Annotated in this window: 16 protein-coding genes and 1 pseudogene; 6 read left to right on the plus strand and 11 right to left on the minus strand. The window is 56.3% G+C overall.

Features of this window, described 5'->3' with window-relative positions; all coding sequences use genetic code 11:
* Positions 1–25 precede the first annotated feature (25 nt).
* Complete coding sequence (locus M5G20_RS18985) at positions 26–367, minus strand: hypothetical protein (protein ID WP_046819815.1); 342 nt, start codon at positions 365–367, stop codon at positions 26–28.
* Between the two features lie 195 nt (positions 368–562).
* Between M5G20_RS18985 and M5G20_RS18990 the strand changes: the two genes are divergently transcribed.
* Positions 563–679: an MbcA/ParS/Xre antitoxin family protein gene (locus tag M5G20_RS18990; RefSeq protein ID WP_235431888.1), complete on the plus strand. Its 117-nt coding sequence runs from the start codon at positions 563–565 to the stop codon at positions 677–679.
* A 186-nt stretch (positions 680–865) separates the two neighbouring features.
* Here the strand turns inward: M5G20_RS18990 and M5G20_RS18995 are convergent, their stop codons facing one another.
* A complete protein-coding gene (locus M5G20_RS18995) occupies positions 866–1231 on the minus strand; it encodes a histone-like nucleoid-structuring protein, MvaT/MvaU family (protein ID WP_046819816.1) in 366 nt (121 codons plus the stop codon).
* 400 nt (positions 1232–1631) lie between these two features.
* Between M5G20_RS18995 and M5G20_RS19000 the strand changes: the two genes are divergently transcribed.
* Entirely contained in the window at positions 1632–1931 is a 300-nt protein-coding gene (locus M5G20_RS19000; RefSeq protein ID WP_046819959.1) for a hypothetical protein, read from the plus strand.
* A 361-nt stretch (positions 1932–2292) separates the two neighbouring features.
* On the opposite strand, the gene M5G20_RS19005 is transcribed toward M5G20_RS19000, so the two are convergent.
* The 4 genes from M5G20_RS19005 to M5G20_RS19020 form a co-directional block, all read right to left on the minus strand.
* The gene (locus M5G20_RS19005; RefSeq protein ID WP_046819818.1) at positions 2293–2649 is read right to left on the minus strand and encodes a hypothetical protein; all 357 of its coding nucleotides are present in this window, start codon (positions 2647–2649) and stop codon (positions 2293–2295) included.
* A gap of 47 nt (positions 2650–2696) precedes the next feature.
* Positions 2697–3101, minus strand: coding sequence for a DUF6957 family protein (locus M5G20_RS19010; RefSeq protein ID WP_046819819.1), 405 nt, complete (start codon positions 3099–3101; stop codon positions 2697–2699).
* Between the two features lie 67 nt (positions 3102–3168).
* Positions 3169–3897, minus strand: a complete 729-nt coding sequence (locus M5G20_RS19015) for a metallophosphoesterase family protein (RefSeq protein ID WP_046819820.1) — start codon at positions 3895–3897, stop codon at positions 3169–3171.
* A 218-nt stretch (positions 3898–4115) separates the two neighbouring features.
* Complete coding sequence (locus tag M5G20_RS19020) at positions 4116–4496, minus strand: hypothetical protein (RefSeq protein WP_052760678.1); 381 nt, start codon at positions 4494–4496, stop codon at positions 4116–4118.
* 229 nt (positions 4497–4725) lie between these two features.
* On the opposite strand from M5G20_RS19020, the gene M5G20_RS19025 reads away from it, so the two are divergent.
* A complete protein-coding gene (locus M5G20_RS19025; RefSeq protein WP_152670453.1) occupies positions 4726–5205 on the plus strand; it encodes a helix-turn-helix domain-containing protein in 480 nt (159 codons plus the stop codon).
* Positions 5206–5272: 67 nt separating this feature from the next.
* Here the strand turns inward: M5G20_RS19025 and M5G20_RS19030 are convergent, their stop codons facing one another.
* Positions 5273–6928 carry an NAD+ synthase gene (locus M5G20_RS19030; RefSeq protein ID WP_046819821.1) on the minus strand — a complete coding sequence of 552 codons (1656 nt, stop codon included), beginning with the start codon at positions 6926–6928 and terminating at the stop codon, positions 5273–5275.
* A 302-nt stretch (positions 6929–7230) separates the two neighbouring features.
* Between M5G20_RS19030 and nadE the strand changes: the two are divergent.
* Positions 7231–7539, plus strand: a pseudogene (gene nadE / locus M5G20_RS19035) (NAD(+) synthase); the annotation flags it as partial.
* A 196-nt stretch (positions 7540–7735) separates the two neighbouring features.
* Here the strand turns inward: nadE and azu are convergent.
* Positions 7736–8182: an azurin gene (gene azu, locus M5G20_RS19040; RefSeq protein ID WP_075947758.1), complete on the minus strand. Its 447-nt coding sequence runs from the start codon at positions 8180–8182 to the stop codon at positions 7736–7738.
* 344 nt (positions 8183–8526) lie between these two features.
* Here azu and M5G20_RS19045 point away from each other — a divergent pair, with 344 nt between their 5' ends.
* Positions 8527–9114, plus strand: coding sequence for a TIGR00730 family Rossman fold protein (locus M5G20_RS19045; protein ID WP_273920308.1), 588 nt, complete (start codon positions 8527–8529; stop codon positions 9112–9114).
* Positions 9115–9182: 68 nt separating this feature from the next.
* Positions 9183–9362: a hypothetical protein gene (locus M5G20_RS19050; RefSeq protein ID WP_034149642.1), complete on the plus strand. Its 180-nt coding sequence runs from the start codon at positions 9183–9185 to the stop codon at positions 9360–9362.
* A 222-nt stretch (positions 9363–9584) separates the two neighbouring features.
* On the opposite strand, the gene M5G20_RS19055 is transcribed toward M5G20_RS19050, so the two are convergent.
* From M5G20_RS19055 to M5G20_RS19065, 3 genes are all read right to left on the minus strand, one after another.
* Entirely contained in the window at positions 9585–10475 is an 891-nt protein-coding gene (locus M5G20_RS19055; protein WP_273920309.1) for a transglutaminase family protein, read from the minus strand.
* On the minus strand, positions 10475–12961 hold the full coding sequence (locus tag M5G20_RS19060) for a circularly permuted type 2 ATP-grasp protein (protein ID WP_273920310.1): 2487 nt from the start codon (positions 12959–12961) through the stop codon (positions 10475–10477). Before M5G20_RS19060 ends, M5G20_RS19055 begins: the two co-directional genes overlap by 1 nt.
* An 88-nt stretch (positions 12962–13049) precedes the next feature.
* Complete coding sequence (locus M5G20_RS19065; protein ID WP_273920311.1) at positions 13050–16325, minus strand: transglutaminase family protein; 3276 nt, start codon at positions 16323–16325, stop codon at positions 13050–13052.
* Positions 16326–16513: the final 188 nt, after the last annotated feature.

Below are 16513 nucleotides of genomic sequence, written 5' to 3' on the forward strand. Positions count from 1 at the left end.
AATGAGGCTCAGTGTGGTACAGGAATCAAACGCGAGGCGGTCGCCATACCCCGGAAGGGGTCTGTTCAGGCAGGGAGTCGCTGAAAAAGGAAAGTACTACAGGGCTGAATACGGTAAGCAGCGGCTTGAGGATCGAGACTTGCAACATGCCGCTCGTCTTGCACTCCTGGCCAGGCTTGCAAGGCTTACCGTGCTCAGTGGGGTTTTTCATGTCGTTGCAGCAGTCCATCCCCATGTCGTCCATCATCGCCATGCCCATCGTCTTCATCGGGCAAGGCTCTGTCGGCGGCTGAACGCCCGCCATCCCGCTGAGGGGAAGCGCCAGGCTGATCAGAAAAATGAGGCAAAACCGCAGATAGCGTTTCATGGGCTGGAGTGTAGTCGTTGAAAATGGCTCTTACAATTGCACACGCGTCATCAATAACCTATCGTCAGGCTCCGACGTAGGCGATAACACCGAACAGGAATTAAGCCAGCATTACGTGTAAAAAATAGACCATTAACTGTCACATTAGGTTATTTCGCAGCTTACTAGAAGATCGGTTTCACAGGAGCCAGATTCGTGAATCATGTTGATCTGATTCAGTTGCAAGCAGAGCAAGTCTTTGCGGATAAAGAGAAAGCGGCAGCTTGGCTGAGCAAACCGCAAACCGCGTTGGGTGGGATGACGCCATTGTAGGTTACAAACAGTGAGGCTGAGTACGTTGTCGTGAAAGAAGCGCTTGAGAGATTGAATCAAGGCTATGTCGCTTAAACCCGGCAAGCTGATGCGATTCCAGACTCTCCCTTTCCAAGCGCCATGTTCGTCCCCACGCCAACAAAAAAAGGCCCTGTTTATGAGCCTTTGTTTGTACTCAAACCAAAATCAGTTGGTCAGCCAGGATTCCACGGTATCGGAACCGTACTGCGCTTTCCATTCCTTCAGCGTCTTGTGATTGCCGCCTTTGGTTTCGACAACTTCGCCGGTGTGAGGATTTTTGTAGACCTTGACCTGACGCGGTTTGCGGCTACCGGCTTTGGACTCAACGGCTGGAGCGCGACGGCTCGCCTTCGGATCCAGCAGGTTAATCACGTTCGGCAGGCTGTAACCGTATTCGGCAAGCAATGCGCGTAGCTTGGTCTCAAATTCAATTTCTTTCTTCAGGCCAACATCACCTTTGAGTGCTTCGAGCGCTTGGAGCTGCTCGGCAAGGTGTTTTTCGAGCTGGCGGAATTCTGCGAGCTTGGACATGACAGTTCTCTTTTAGATAGTTGCCTAACAGTATATTGCAAATCGGTCATCGCAATAGGTACTGCTTGCGACAACTGAACTGAAACGGAGAAGGCAAAAATTATGGCTCAGCAATAATTATGGCTGAGCCATAATTTGGGATAATCCAATTTTACCGCTTCCCCGATCGTCTCCGTCGATAGCGAAAACCCGTGTCGTGCCGAGGCAATGAGAGCTAAATCACTAATGCATTCCGATGTACATGTCGCGCTAGGATGATCGCCTCTTCGCGTAAGCGCCTAGCCTTGTGGTCGCGGTGCCCCCTTCAAAAAAATTGAAACCGACAAGCCAGCCAGTAGCAAGCGATTAAGTGTGCGCATGATAGCCTCCGGCACAGACGTAACCGTTGCGAGACTCCGCTTTGAACACACCTACCGCGCATGCCGATTTCAACACTCTGATCAACGCACCGAAATTTTCCGACGATCCCATTGGGCACTGGCAGAAAAAGCGGTGGCAGCTCATCGCTGAAGACATCATTAAAAGCACATCCAAACAGGCGTTACTTGAAGCAAGAGGCCGAGCCGAAGGCTACATTCATGGTCTTGTGGACGCGGGGCATTTGTCGACGAGAGATACCGAGCGCGACTATCTTGTCTTGAGCATCGTCCAACGGCGGCGTGAGTTTTTGCAGAGGCTGTCAAACGAGTACGGATACTGAGTCAAGGCGAGCTGTGAATCCATCCGACGGCAAAATGTACATCGCATCATAGAGGCAATTTGCAGCGCTCCGCACGGCTAACTCGGAGCGCTGCTGATTGAAACCGTAAGAGGCTTAGCAAGCGATTTTCAGAAGTCTGACGGAGCTCGAGAATTGAGCTTGGCCTGAATCGACTCCCATTCCACCATTGAAATGAGCACCGCATTCCTGCGTTCCCCTTCGATGAAAACCGGTTGTCGAGTCGTGATCACCTGGTCGAGCAACTCCTCGAAATGGATTATCGCCCGAGCAACTGACCATCTTTCATCTGCCATGTGCCAGGCCCTATATCGATATTAAAAAGGGGATTTCTCACCCTCGTTTAGAGCCGGTCGGCGGTTTCGAGAAGCTTGAGAAAGCTAGCTCTGCCGAGCTCTCGTTTAAAGCTGGCGATGACGTAATTACCGTCCTGAGTTTCGAGCAGCCAAAACCGCCCTTCTTTCCTAGCCGATCGAATTTTACCTGTGCGAATGATTCCGCCATTGGCGGTTCGGTACGCGTCGTCATGCGGAAAGTGGTCGAAGGACACGCCAAGGCACCTGTCCTCGATGATCACCGCATCGCTGATAAAAGCCGTTATGGCTACTGTGTATTTCTGAAGACTCGCTTGTACAAGACGGCTCAGCTGGAAGTCACTGAGATACTTACTATGAAATTCGACTTCGATGATTTCAGGCATCCGGCCATCTCCAAATGACTTAAGTAGTATTTTGCGCCAGTCATTGCTCAATCCGCTTTCATTGAAAAAGCAGCACCTATGCTGGCATTTTTTCTTAGGCCCGATCCCAGCAGGAGGTAGACCGTACTCTTGGTTTCAAACATGCAGCCCTGGCTAAAAGACACGCCAAAATTGCTGCGTACCCACATGCCTGCCTGAAATCGATTTCGGCTATCGAAAACGACTTCATGCGCGTACAGAGTCGCGGGCAGTAGACCCAGTCCGATGAGCTTTTCTTTCTCATCTGAATTGACCGTGAGGTCGATCAAAATCCACTGCCGAACAACGCAGAATGCTTTGCCTGGGAATGACTTTGCTGCTAAATAGATCAGGTCTTCCTCAGACCCCAACCAGCCAGCCATCTCCGCGCCTGCGCCATAAAGTAGCTGCGAGATTTCTTCTAACGTCACCATCAAAAATTCTCCATCTCATTAGGAGTGACCTACCGCGTGAGCTTTGCCAAATGACCAGCTGCTGGCATCAAAGCTCGATCAAAAAATCCGGATCGAACTCAGTCTGTTGATTTGGATATCCGCGAGGATTTGAAACGACTCGGCATCCACGTTTTATGAAATCCGCTGCAATGTGGGTATGTCCATAAATCCAAAGATCCGCCTTGCCCAGAAGCTCCGGCCAATCGTTGGCGTAGGCTGCGATCAAGTGTGCGGGAAGATCATCAGCCACGTGATCCAACGCCGGCGCATGGTGTGTAACTACAACCGTTTTGCCATCAAATGGCTTGTCTAGTTCCTGTATGAGCCAGGCATAAGCTGCTTTAGATTTAGCGACCAAGTCATCGGGACGAAGGCGTCGGTAACTCTCATCTGTTCTGATGACGGTGTAGTCGTTCATCCATTCCCAAGCGATGCGTTTCGCCGCAACAACGTCGCCGGTCGACGAGTAATCCGTCCACGCTGTAGTGACCAAAAACCTGGTTTGGTTCAGGATCAAAACTTCATTTTCAAGGATGTGGACATGTGGCGCTGCGGCGTCCTTCATTTTTCGAAACGTGCGCTCGATGTGGCCGCCGTAGTACTCATGATTTCCGCATACGTAGATCACCGGGCACTGGAATGTGTTATTGGCCCAAACCACGCCGCGCGATTTGATATCAATATCGCCGGCCAGGATGACAACGTCCGCATCACTTGGGGCGGGCTCGAACCGAGCAAATTCAAGGTGCAAATCTGAATAGATTTGAAGCTTCATTGGAGTCGCCGTGTTGTTCAGTGTTGAGCACATTCCGGAACTGCTGAGTGAGCAGTTTTCGTCAATGCTGCCAGCTTTGGGGGTGTCTTCTTAAGGAAGGCCTGATCAGCAACGCTAATGAGCTTTTGCTACCTTCAGACATGACTATCAACTCTCTATCTTTAGAGATGCTGGAAGGCATCTTCTAGCAAGACAGAGCTGTGAACCTCTGCCAGTCATCACCCTCTGGCGGTTGAGTAGACCTGCCCGTTTTGGGTAACAAACTCATAGACTGGACTGGCTTCACTACCTTCCTTGATCCGGATATCCGACAACGGCTGTATCGAAATTCCCGCCTGCTTGGTCATGGAGGGCGGCGCGATCAGGTGAATCTTGTTTACGCTCAGCGTATCGACCTGTTCTCCCCTGCACAGGGAGTCGACTTCATCGACGCTCGACACTAGGCGTACCCAAGGCCCAAGAGAACCATCGACCAGCCCGCAACCTTCGACCACGAAATAGTAACTGTCCGGATTGAGGCTTGCTGATTTCCACAGCAAGCGAAGGCTGTCCTGAGCAAAAAACTGCCCCTGAAGTTTTTCGCGATTAGTGAACAACACGGCTTACATCCCACCTATCTCTTACGGGCCCTATCGGTACTGACGAGCGCTGAAAACAATGTATGTAAATTGACAATTCTGCGTCTGCCAGTGATTGTCCTGCTACACCTCCTTCCACCTGCTGGAACGGGTAGAGCCACCATATCACCGATTCACATTCACTTACTATATTTCATGGATGTGAATTTTACGATATGGCCTTATCCTTCCCTTTGCGGGAAGACGCCTCATGCCATCGCGATACACTCTGGCAGCAGTACTCCGCACCGTTCGCGCCGCACGGGGCCTCTCCCAAGAGCAGCTCGGAAGCGCATTGGAAGCTCGCCATCTGCACAACGTAGAGCATGGTACGTCCAACGTGACCTTGAAGATGCTGGAAAGCATTAGCGAACGCCTGGACGTTGATGTTGTAGCTTTGCTAGCTGTCGCCTCCAGCTACGACCGCCAAGAGACGCTTGAGGACTATATGTCCCATCTTCAGTCAGAAATTGAAAAACTGCGTAGTTTACGAGTTTTGGAAAACGTTCCAGCGCAATTTGATAATGGAGAGTTAGTCGCTGCGAAAGCAGGCAAGCCACCAATTGCTTTAAACAAAATTTCAGCCGTACTTAGCTGTAAAGCTGATGGACTGACTCAAAAAGAAATTTCAGTGAAGTTGGGTATGCCGGCGTCCACGGTGCATAAGATTTGGCACAGCGGGGAGAGTTGAATGCTACGTGAGGATGGGCTTGTTAAACCAGCCCCATTACTGGGACTGGCTTTCTTGTATCGTCTGTTTAATCGCCGATGCGCCACCCCGAGGTAATCGGGTAACGGCGATCTCTTCCAAAGCCTCGCTCAGTTACTCGCGGGCCAACTGCAGCCTGGCGGCGCTTGTACTCGTTGATATCAACTAGCCTAATTACCTTGCGCACCACTTCTTCATCGAAGCCGGCATCAACAATGGCATCTGCTGAGTAGTCATGTTCAACGTACAAGCGCAAAATTTCATCGAGCACGGGATATGGAGGAAGCGAATCTTCGTCCTTCTGATCCGGCGCAAGTTCTGCTGACGGTGGTCGATCAATAACACGCTGAGGTATGACATACTCAAGGGTATTTCTGTATTCGCACAGACGGAACACCAGAGTCTTGGGAACATCTTTCAATACATCGAAACCGCCAGCCATGTCGCCATAGAGGGTTGCATAGCCGACTGCCATTTCACTCTTGTTACCAGTTGTCAGCACCAAGTAGCGCTTTTTATTGGAGATAGCCATGAGAATTACCCCACGACAACGGGCTTGCAGGTTTTCTTCGGTGGTGTCTTTGGGCAGGCCTTCGAAAGCGGGTGTAAGTGTACTCAGGAAAGCCTCAACCATGGGCTGAATCGGCATCACGCTGTACTTGACGTTAAGCAGCTCGGCCTCTTCCTTCGCGTCGTCCTGGCTCATCTGGGCGGTGTAGTGGTACGGCATCATCACCGCTTCCACGTTTTCCGCCCCCAAGGCATCGACCGCCACGGCAAGGGTTAAGGCCGAGTCGATACCTCCAGACAGACCTAGCACAACGCCCTTAAAGCCGTTGCGCTGAACGTAATCACGCACACCAATAACCAATGCTTGGTAAACGCTCGCCTCCACGTTCAGAAGTTCAGCCTTCCCTGCCTCAACTGGTACGAGGGAATTTTCTTTTATGGTGAAGTCAGCATGGAAGAGTCCTTCTTCGAAGGCAGGGGCTCGTTGAGTAACTTTTCCGTTTCCATCAACCACGAAGCTGTTGCCATCGAAGACGAGTTCGTCTTGGCCTCCAACTTGGTTCACATAAATCATTGGAATCGAGCATTCATTTGCTCTTTGCGCAAGAAGCTCTTCGCGCTCAGCTTGTTTGCCCCGATGGAAAGGTGACGCATTCAGGGTGAGCATTATTTGCGCACCTGCGGCACATGCTTCATTCAAAGGTTCCGGAAACCATATATCTTCGCAAATACCGAGAGCTATCTTTACACCCAAAAGATCAACAACACACGGCCCATTGCCAGGCACGAAATATCGTTTCTCATCAAAGACTCGATAATTCGGAAGTTTCTGTTTGTGGTAACGGCCGAGTTCTAGCCCATCAACAAAGATAGCGCAGCTGTTGTACCTATTACTTTGAAGCTCTTCGTGGCCAGAACCACTTTCAACCCAAGGAAATCCAACCACTACAGCTATACCCTGAGTACTTTGGCGAACTTTATCTAGGGCCTTTTCAATTCGGAGCTGCATGCTAGAGCGCAGCAAAAGATCCTCTGGTGGATAGCCGCACAAAGTAAGCTCAGGAAACACGATGATCTGGGCATGGAGTTCGTCACGCGCTTTCTTCGCCGCGTCGATGATCTTCTCAACATTACCTTGAATATCCCCCACACGGATATTCAACTGGGCCATTACCACTCTCAAACTCTGCGCCATGGTTCCTCCTATGCCTTGAGCCGAACTGCAAAATGTCGCTCAATAGCCGACTCATCATCAGGCCATTTGCCTTGCCAGGCTCCAACGAGTGCTTATCACAGGTAGAGCCGCGTCTCGCGATTGTCGTTCATTATGCCTCATCCATCCCTCGAGCCTATGGGTGGAGTGGTCGCCAAGGTGCGGGGATTTCAAAAAGTCTTACACTTTTTTAAGGCTGTGCAGAATGTAATTTTGCACAATCCATAAGCTAGCCAAAACGCAAGTATTCACAACGCATTGGGCACTTTTTGGGGGGGAGGAAGGTTTTGGGCTTCTTCACCAAGTTCGGTGACGGCGCTTGCGACCTCGCACCGCTGAGCGGGCTGGTGAAAAACCAGGTCCGGGCGATTGCCCGCAGCTTCGGCGCCCCGGAGTCACTGGTGGAAAAGGTCCCGACCGCCGACCTTGAAGACCTGTCACCCGGCAAGCCGGACGAAGCCTCCCACGGCGTGACCTATGCCGAGATCGATGCATTCCTGCATGGTCAGCCGGTGCGCGAAGAAGCGTTCAAAATTATTTGCGATACGTACAACAAGACCCATCACAAGCGTGTGATGCCGTTTGCGCCTTGAGGCGTGACTGAATGAAAAAGCCCGCTGAAGTGTTGAGCTTCAGCGGGCTTTTCTTTGGCCGGTGCATGCGTCGATGTTACCGGCCTCTTCTCGGGCAAGCCCACACAGGGTTTCAGGTGTCCACACATGCGGTGTCCGACACAGAACCTTGTGGGAGCTGGCTTGCCCGCGATGAACGATGACGCGGTATTTCGGCTTACTTCAGCGTAACCGTGCCTTTCATCATCGAGATGTGCCCCGGGAACGAGCAGAAGAAACCGTATTTCTCGTTGGCATCCAGCTTCGACACGTCGAAGGTCACCGAGTCGGTTTCCTTGGCGCCGATCACTTTGGTGTGCGCGATCACACGAGTATCACCTTCTTTCAGGTACTGCTTGTCGATCCCGGCGCTCAGGCCGTCGGTGGCGATCGGCTGCATGTCGGCTTCTTTACTCAGCACCCAGTTATGGCCCATCACGTTTTTCGGCAGGTTGCCGGAATGGGTCAGTTCGACGGTGAATGTCTTGCAGCTCTTGTCGATCTCAATGGCCTTGGTGTTGAAGGACATTTGGTCAGTGGAGTCAACGGTGACTTTGCACTCGGCAGCCATCAATTGGCTGCTGGCCAGCGTCAACAGGGATACCGCAACTAGTTTGGCAAACATGGTGAATCTCCAAGACAGGGTTAACGAAAAATGCGAATGGACAGAAGACTGCCTGAAATCTTCGCAAGTTCATATGACTTGAATCAAAAATTGTATACAACTTTCAGGCTATGGCATCGATGGAAATAATCTACCGGCCAAGCGTCTGGCCCGGCCCTATGATCAGACCGTCATCAATCAACGGAGCGTCTGTCATGTCCATCAATAGCCTGTTGTGCAGCTTGCTCGCCGCCTATGCCTGTGGCGCCAGCGGCACTTATGAAACGCCCAGGCGGGAAGTTTAGCCCTTGGAGCGCCGAGCACCTGCCTTTACTCTGTGGCCCTGATCGACCATGGAGCAAGGCATGTCTTTAACATCCGTATGTGTATTTTGTGGCGCCAGCACCGGCACCCATCCGGCTTATCGTGAAGCGGCTGTGGCCTTGGGCCAAGCCCTGGCCGAGCGCAAGCTGACCCTGGTCTATGGCGGCGGTGCCGTGGGCTTGATGGGCATTGTGGCCGATGCCGCGCTGGCAGCCGGCGGTGATGTGGTGGGCATCATCCCGCAAAGCCTCATGGATAAAGAAATCGGCCATAAAGGCCTGACCCGCCTGGAAGTGGTCGACGGCATGCATGCGCGCAAGGCGCGGATGGCCGAACTCAGCGATGCCTTCATTGCCCTCCCCGGCGGCCTCGGCACCCTGGAAGAGCTGTTCGAAGTCTGGACCTGGGGCCAGCTCGGCTACCACGGAAAACCGCTCGGTTTGCTGGAAGTGAACGCTTTCTACAGCAAACTCACCGGTTTTCTTGATCACATCGTCGGCGAAGGCTTCGTTCGCGCGCCACACCGTGACATGCTGCAGGTGAGCGAATCGCCGCAAACGCTGCTCGACGCGCTAGATAGCTGGCAGCCGAGCGTATTGCCCAAGTGGGTCGAGCAAAAACCCGACTAACGACTTGGCACCGATACAGGGCAGAATACGCGCCGCTCAACCTCACCTTCGACCCCAGAGGATCGCCCATGGCTAAACCCAATTATTCCTTCGCCAAACGTCAGCGTGACTTGGCAAAGGAGCAGAAGAAAGAGGAAAAACTTCAGCGCAAGAAAGCTACAGCTGAAGAAGCAGCACTGAACCCTGATGGTGAAGTGGCAGCAGAAGATGATGTTGATGCACCGAAAGATCAGGCGCCCGACGCCTGAACCCCTTCGGGCCGGATGATCTGATCAGGCCCACCGGATCTGTGTCCAGGGTTGGCAGCGTTGCTGCTGACCCTCACAGGCCAACCTGAAAAAACTCAAATCTTGAATGAACATACAGTTCTCTGTGGGAGCGAGCCTGCTCGCGAAGACGGTGGAACAGTCAGAATCTCCATGACTGACAGTCCGCTATCGCGAACAGCTCGCGCCTCCAGTCGATCTTCATTACTCCAAGGGCATCACGGTAACGCTGACTTCCGGATCATGATTGCCGCCCCCGAGAATCACACCTCTTAACGGCGACACGTCGGAAAAATCCCGCCCCCAGGCCAGCGTGATGTGCTCAAGCGCCGGTTGCACATTGTTCGTTGGATCGAAATCAACCCACCCCAGCACCGGGCAATACACCGACACCCAGGCATGGGACGCATCCGCGCCGATCAAGCGTGGCTGGCCGGGTGGCGGCTGGGTCAGCAGGTAGCCGCTGACGTATCGAGCAGCCAACCCCCGTGAACGCACGCAAGCGAGCATCAAATGAGCGAAGTCCTGACAGACCCCACGCCGACGTTCCAGCACTTCCACCAACGGCGTCGCCACCTGGGTCGCTTCGGCATCGAAGGTGAACTCGCTGAAGATTTTCTCCATCAGGGCCTGAACCCCAAGCAACAGCGGCCGCCCTTGCGGGAAGCAACTCGCGGAAAAATCGACGAAGTTGCGCTTCAAATGCACATAGGGTGATTCGAAGCGGTAACGGCAGGCGTCAAGCAGTTCAGGCGACAGCGGCTGGCTGCTGTAGGTCAGCGCACTGCGGGTGTCTTCCCACGCGGGGCAACGATTGAAATCCAGCGCCGGCCGGGGCAGTACTTCGATCGTGAGGCTGGCGTTGACCAGCAGTTCATCATGGGGACGCTCAAACGCCAGCCGGGTCAACGGATTGCCGAACACGTCCAGCTCATCACGACGCGAGGTGGGGTCAGGGCTGATCTGCAACTGCTGATCGGTGCAGCGCTGCCAGGCACAAGGACGCGGCCACAGGTGCGCCAGCTGCTGGGCCAGTGACACCGGGCTGTCGTAGTGATAATGGGTGTCGTGGAAAATCTGGTAATGGGCGCTCATCAGACAGACACCGTGCGCTGGCTGACATCATCGACATGCGCGAAATGGCGCAAGGCCAGGCGATCCGAGACCTGCCCGCTGGCGTCGGCGATCGCTTGCAGCAGATCGGCCAACCCATCGAGAGCCGCGCGTACGCTGCTCTCGCCGAACAGCGGATTCTCCAGGCAGCCCAGATCAAAACGCGCCAGACGTTCGACCAGCAACGGCAGCCCTGCCTCGCGCGGCGCGCCAAAATCGTCGTTCAGACGTTTGAGGGTGCGGGTCACCAGCTTCAACTGGAACAGCACCGCGTGCGGGTTCTGTTCGTCGAGCAGCAACAGGTCGAGCACCGGGATCAATTGCGCCACTGCCAGATACCGCGAGCGGTAGGTGATGCTGCTGTTGCCGAGCTCCAGCAGCCACTCCAATCCCGCCTGGTCGAACGCCCCGGCACCGCGCAGAAAGGCCGCCAGGCTGCCACTGAGAAATTGCAGACGCTCGATACGCCGACCGATCATCAGGAAGCGCCAGCCTTCGTCCCGGGTCATGTCGTCGAGGGCAAAACCGGACAGTGCCGCCAGGGACATCACCAGACGGTTGAGAAAATCGAGCAACTCGCCGAAATCCGGCTCATCGGTTTCCAGCTCAATGGCCTCGCGCTGCAATTCCACCAACGCCTGCCAGTTCTCCCGTGAAAGTTTGCCCCGCACCTGCGACGCCGCCCATTGCAAGCGTTGCAGGTTGGAGCGAAGGCTGAACGGCCAGTCATCACCGAGTATCGCCGCCAGCAAGCGCTCGGGCAGCTCGCCTTCGTCAGGCAACAGCATCAACCGCTCGCCCAGCTCGACCGCCGCTTGCAGGGCCTGCGGGTCATCGCCGTCGACGTAGCGCGCCAGCATGATCCGCAGCAACCGGGCGCTGTCGTCGCAGCGTTCGCAGTAACGACCAAACCAGAACAGATTCTCCACCACCCGCGACGGCAGGTACGGATCGCGCCGCACCAGATCGTGCACGCCGATGTTGCGCTGGGCTTTCCATTGTTCGCCGCTGGGCGGACGATCGCCCAGCACCCAGGTGTCCTTGCTGGCGCCGCCGCGCTGCATCGACACGACTTCGGCGTCGGCTTCGGCGGCCACGCGGGTCAATCCGCCAGGAAGCACCCGATAGCCTTCGCGGCTGGCCACCGCATACACGCGCATGCCAATGGCCCGGGGTTGCAGCATGCCGCCCTCGGCTTGCCAGATCGGTGCCTGGGACAATTGCGCCAATTCTTGCGCAACGTAGGCGTAAGGACGAGCCTGCATGCGTTCGGCGAGTTCCTGACGCTGTTTTTCACTCAAGTCCCGGCCAAAAACCGGTATAAAACTCTGCGACGGAAACGCCGGTTTGATCAGCAGTTCCGGCAGTTTTTCCAGGGCCTGGGCCAACACCGGCGCTTCACCGCACCACCAGGTCGCAATGGACGGCAGGATCAGTTCTTCACCAAACAGGAATTGATTGATCTTCGGCAGGAAGCCCAGCAGCCCTGGCGACTCCAGCACACCGCTGCCAAGGGCATTGGCCACCAGCACTCGCCCCCGTCGCACGGCTTCCAGCAGGCCCGGCACGCCAAGGGCCGAATCGGTACGCAGCTCCAGCGGGTCGCAGAAATCGTCGTCGAGCCGGCGCATGACCGCATGAACCCGGCGCAGGCCGCTGAGGGTTTTCAGGTAGACCGTGGCATCGCGCACCGTCAGGTCGCCGCCCTCCACCAGCGGATAACCGAGCTGACGCGCCAGGTACAGATGCTCGAAATAGCTTTCGTTGAAACGCCCCGGTGTCAGCAACACCACCAGCGGCGCGTCGTCATCGCTCGGCGCCTGGCGCGCCAGGGTTTCCTGCAGCGTGCGGAAGAAGCCGGCCAGGTGCTGCACTTTCAGATCGCGGTACAACTCGGGAAAGGCCCGCGACACGATGGTGCGGTTTTCCAGTGCATAACCGGCACCCGATGGCGCTTGAGTGCGGTCCGCCGTGACCCACCAACGACCATCGGGGGTACGCGCCAGGTCCACGGCATACAGATGCAGAAAAGCGCCGTCAGGCGGGTTGATACCCTGACAGGGCCAAAGGAAGTTGTTGTGGCCAAACACCAGTTCGGCCGGCAGCAGGCCTTCGGCGATCAGGCGTTGCGGGCCATAGAGGTCAGCCAGCACCGCGTTGAGTAACCGCGCACGCTGGGCAATGCCGGCAGACAACTGTTCCCACTCGTCAGCGGCAATGACATGGGGCAGCAGGTCCAGCTCCCACGGCCGATCGGCGCCCTTGGGGTCGGCGTAGACGTTGTAGGTGACACCGTTTTCCTGAATCTGCCGGGTCAGCAAGGCCTGACGCTGCACCAGTTGCGCCGGCGAGCTGCGCTGTAATTGGTCGAACAATCGACGCCAATGCGGGCGCACGGCCCCGCTGTCGTCGAGCAGTTCGTGATAGGTGCCCGCCGTGAGCGGGTAGCGGTCTAGCAGGTCAGGCATGGAAAGCTCGGCAGACAGCAATGAACGGTCAGACTAACGCAGGCTCATGACGCCCGGATATACGAAAAATCCGAGCGTCGCGTACGGTTTAGAAACGTCGTAAATCGAGAGTCATCGGCAGCTCGTCGTTAATTTCCAGAATCGGGACAGGAAGTTTCCCAGGCGTGTGTCCGATCCGGAAGAAACGCGCCATACGACGGCTCTCGGCCTCATTGGCGTTCACCGGCAAGGTCTCGTAGTTGCGGCCCCCAGGATGCGCCACGTGATACTGGCAACCTCCCAGTGAACGCCCCATCCACGTGTCGAGCAGGTCGAACACCAGCGGTGCGTGGACCGGAATGGTCGGTTGCAGGCAGTTGGTCGGTTGCCACGCACGAAAACGCACGCCGGCAACGAATTCTCCTACACGCCCGGTGGGCTGCAAGGGCACCGGAACGCCGTTGCAGGTCAGCAAATAGCGCTGCGGCGGCAAACCGCTGAGTTTGACTTGCAAGCGCTCCAGAGACGAATCCACATACCGCACCGTGCCACCGACCGCGCCCTCTTCGCCCAATACGTGCCAAGGCTCGAGTGCCTGACGCAGCTCCAGCGCAATACCGCTGACGGCGTAATCGCCGACCTTGGGAAAACGAAACTCCAGATGCGCCGCAAACCATTCGGCCCGTACCGGATAACCGGCAGCGTTGAGATCAACGATGACGTCGGCAAAATCCTGTTCGATAAAGTGCGGCAACAGGAACCGGTCGTGCAACTCCGTGCCCCAGCGCGCCAGTTTTGGCGGCGCGTAAGGCTCACGCCAGAACCGTGCGACCAGCGCCCGCAGCAACAGCTGCTGAGCCAGGCTCATGCGCGCATGCGGCGGCATTTCAAAGGCGCGCAGCTCAAGCAAACCAAGGCGCCCCGTCGCGCCGTCCGGCGAGTAGAGCTTGTCGATGCAGAATTCGGCGCGGTGGGTGTTGCCGGTGACATCGATCAGCAGGTTTCTCAGCAACCGGTCGACCACCCACGGCGCACACGCTTCGCCCGGTTCAGGCATCTGTGCAAAGGCAATTTCCAGTTCATACAGGGCATCGTTTCGCGCCTCGTCGACGCGTGGCGCCTGGGACGTGGGGCCGATGAACAGCCCGGAAAACAGGTAGGACAGCGAAGGATGGTTATGCCAGTAACTGATCAGGCTACGCAGCAAATCCGGACGCCGCAGAAACGGTGAGTCAGCCGGTGTCGCGCCACCCAGTACGAAATGGTTACCGCCGCCGGTTCCAGTGTGTCGACCATCGATCAGGAATTTCTCGGTGGTCAGTCGGGTCTGGCGCGCTTCTTCATAGAGAAACTCGGTGCGTTCGACCAATTCGTCCCAGGTCGCGGACGGCTGAACGTTGACCTCGATCACGCCCGGATCAGGCGTGATGCGGAAGTTGCTCAAGCGTGGATCGCTTGGCGGTTCATACCCTTCCAGCAACACCGGACAACGCAGTTCTTCGGCAGTGGCTTCGATGGCAGCCACCAGCTCCAGATAATCCTCGACCCGCTCCAGGGGCGGCATGAACAGATACAACCGGCCTTCACGCGCCTCGGCGCAAAACGCTGTGCGGGTCAGCCAGTCGGCGGACTCATCAATTTTCGGGACTCGATCCTCAATCAGCGCCGCCGTACCCTGACGCTGCGATTGCGCAGTGTCGGGGAGCGGTGGAAATGCCTGATTCGGGTCTTGTGGATGAATAAACGGATATTCCGCCGCTTTCACCCAGGGCTGCGAACCCAGCGGCAAGCGATAGCCCAGTGGCGAATCCCCCGGCACCAGACGGCAATGTTCATCGCGCAAATACCAGCGACCGCTCTGCCACTGATCGCCCTTGGCGGTGCGTGCCAGCGGCAGGACCTGGCCGATCACCTTGTCCAGCCCCTGGCTGAAGACTTTGCGCAGACGTGCACGCTCGAGGGGCTCCTCAAGGCGCGAATCTTCGGCGCTGACGTTCTGCGGCAACGTACCTTCGCGCCAGAGGTAATAGAAATTGTCTTCGTAGGCCGGAAACACAAAGCGCGCGGGAATCTTCAGGCGCTCGGCGACACTCGCCAGGAAACGCCCGGCCAATTCGCCGGTCGCGCCATAGTCCTCCTGCTCGTCGGCAATCAGTGCGCTGTTGTTCCAGATCGGCACTCCGTCACGGCGCCAGTAGGCATTGAGCGACCAACGCGGCAGCTGCTCGCCCGGGTACCACTTGCCCTGGCCGAAATGCACCAGGCCCTGCGGCGCGTAGCGCTTCCTCATGCGTTGGAACAGCTCGGCGGACAGACGTCGTTTATCCGGCCCCAGTGCCGCTGTATTCCACTCGGCACCATCCGGGTCATCGATGGACACGAAAGTCGGCTCACCGCCCATGGTCAAGCGCACATCGCCTTCCAGCAGGTCAGCATCGATTTGCCGACCCAACGCTTGAATCGCCAGCCATTGATCATCGGTGTAGGGCCTGGTGACGCGGGGCGCCTCCCAAATCCGCTCAACCGACATCTCGTGGCTGAATTCGCACTCGCATGGTTCCACCAACCCCGTGATCGGTGCCGCAGAGGACGGATCGGGACTACAGGCCAACGGAATATGTCCTTCGCCGGCGAACAACCCTGAGGTGGCGTCCAGGCCGATCCAGCCTGCGCCGGGCAAGTAAACTTCGCACCAGGCGTGCAAGTCGGTGAAATCGACATCGGTGCCGGAAGGACCGTCGAGGCTTTTCACGTCAGCGGTCAGCTGGATCAGGTAACCGGAAACGAAACGCGCTGCCAGCCCGAGGTGACGCAGCAGTTGCACCAGCAACCACGCGGAATCGCGACACGAACCGGAGCTTTGTTCGAGGGTGAACTCAGGCGTTTGCACACCCGGTTCCATGCGGATCAGGTAGTCGATGTCTTCACTCAGGCGCTGGTTGAGCGCAACGAGGAAATCCACGGCGGGCAGTGCCGTGCGGTCGATGGCATCCAGATAGGCCTGGAACCTGGGCGTCAGGGGCAACGTTTCCAGGTAAGGGGCCAACTCCTTGCGCTCATCGGCGGCGTAAGTGAACGGGATTTTCTCGGCGTAGGGTTCGAGAAAAAAGTCGAAGGGATTGAAGACCGCCATTTCGGCCAGCAAATCGACTTCGATCCGCAGCTCATCGGTTTTTTCCGGGAACACCAACCGCGCCAGGTAATTGCCCTGCGGGTCTTGCTGCCAGTTGATGAAATGCTGCTCGGGCGAGATTTTCAGCGCATAAGACAGAATTCGCGTGCGGCTGTGGGCGGCCGGGCGCAGACGAACGATCTGCGGACCGAGCTCAACGGCGCGGTCGTAGCGGTAATGCGTGACGTGGTGCAATGCGACATGAATCGACACGGCGTGCCTCCTGCGAGCCCTAAGCGTATTGGAAAGCGCGCAAGACTTATGCCATCCAGCAGCGCTGGCGCTTTCCCCGATTGCTTGAGGCAGTACAGCACCAAAATCGGGCGAGGCGGGAAAATGGTTTGAATCGATTGCACGTAAATGTGGCGCCACCCTCGCCACAAATGGAATTCGCCGCCCCT

Origin of the sequence: Pseudomonas sp. TNT2022 ID1044 (assembly GCF_028656895.1) — a bacterium.
Taxonomy (GTDB): domain Bacteria; phylum Pseudomonadota; class Gammaproteobacteria; order Pseudomonadales; family Pseudomonadaceae; genus Aquipseudomonas; species Aquipseudomonas reinekei.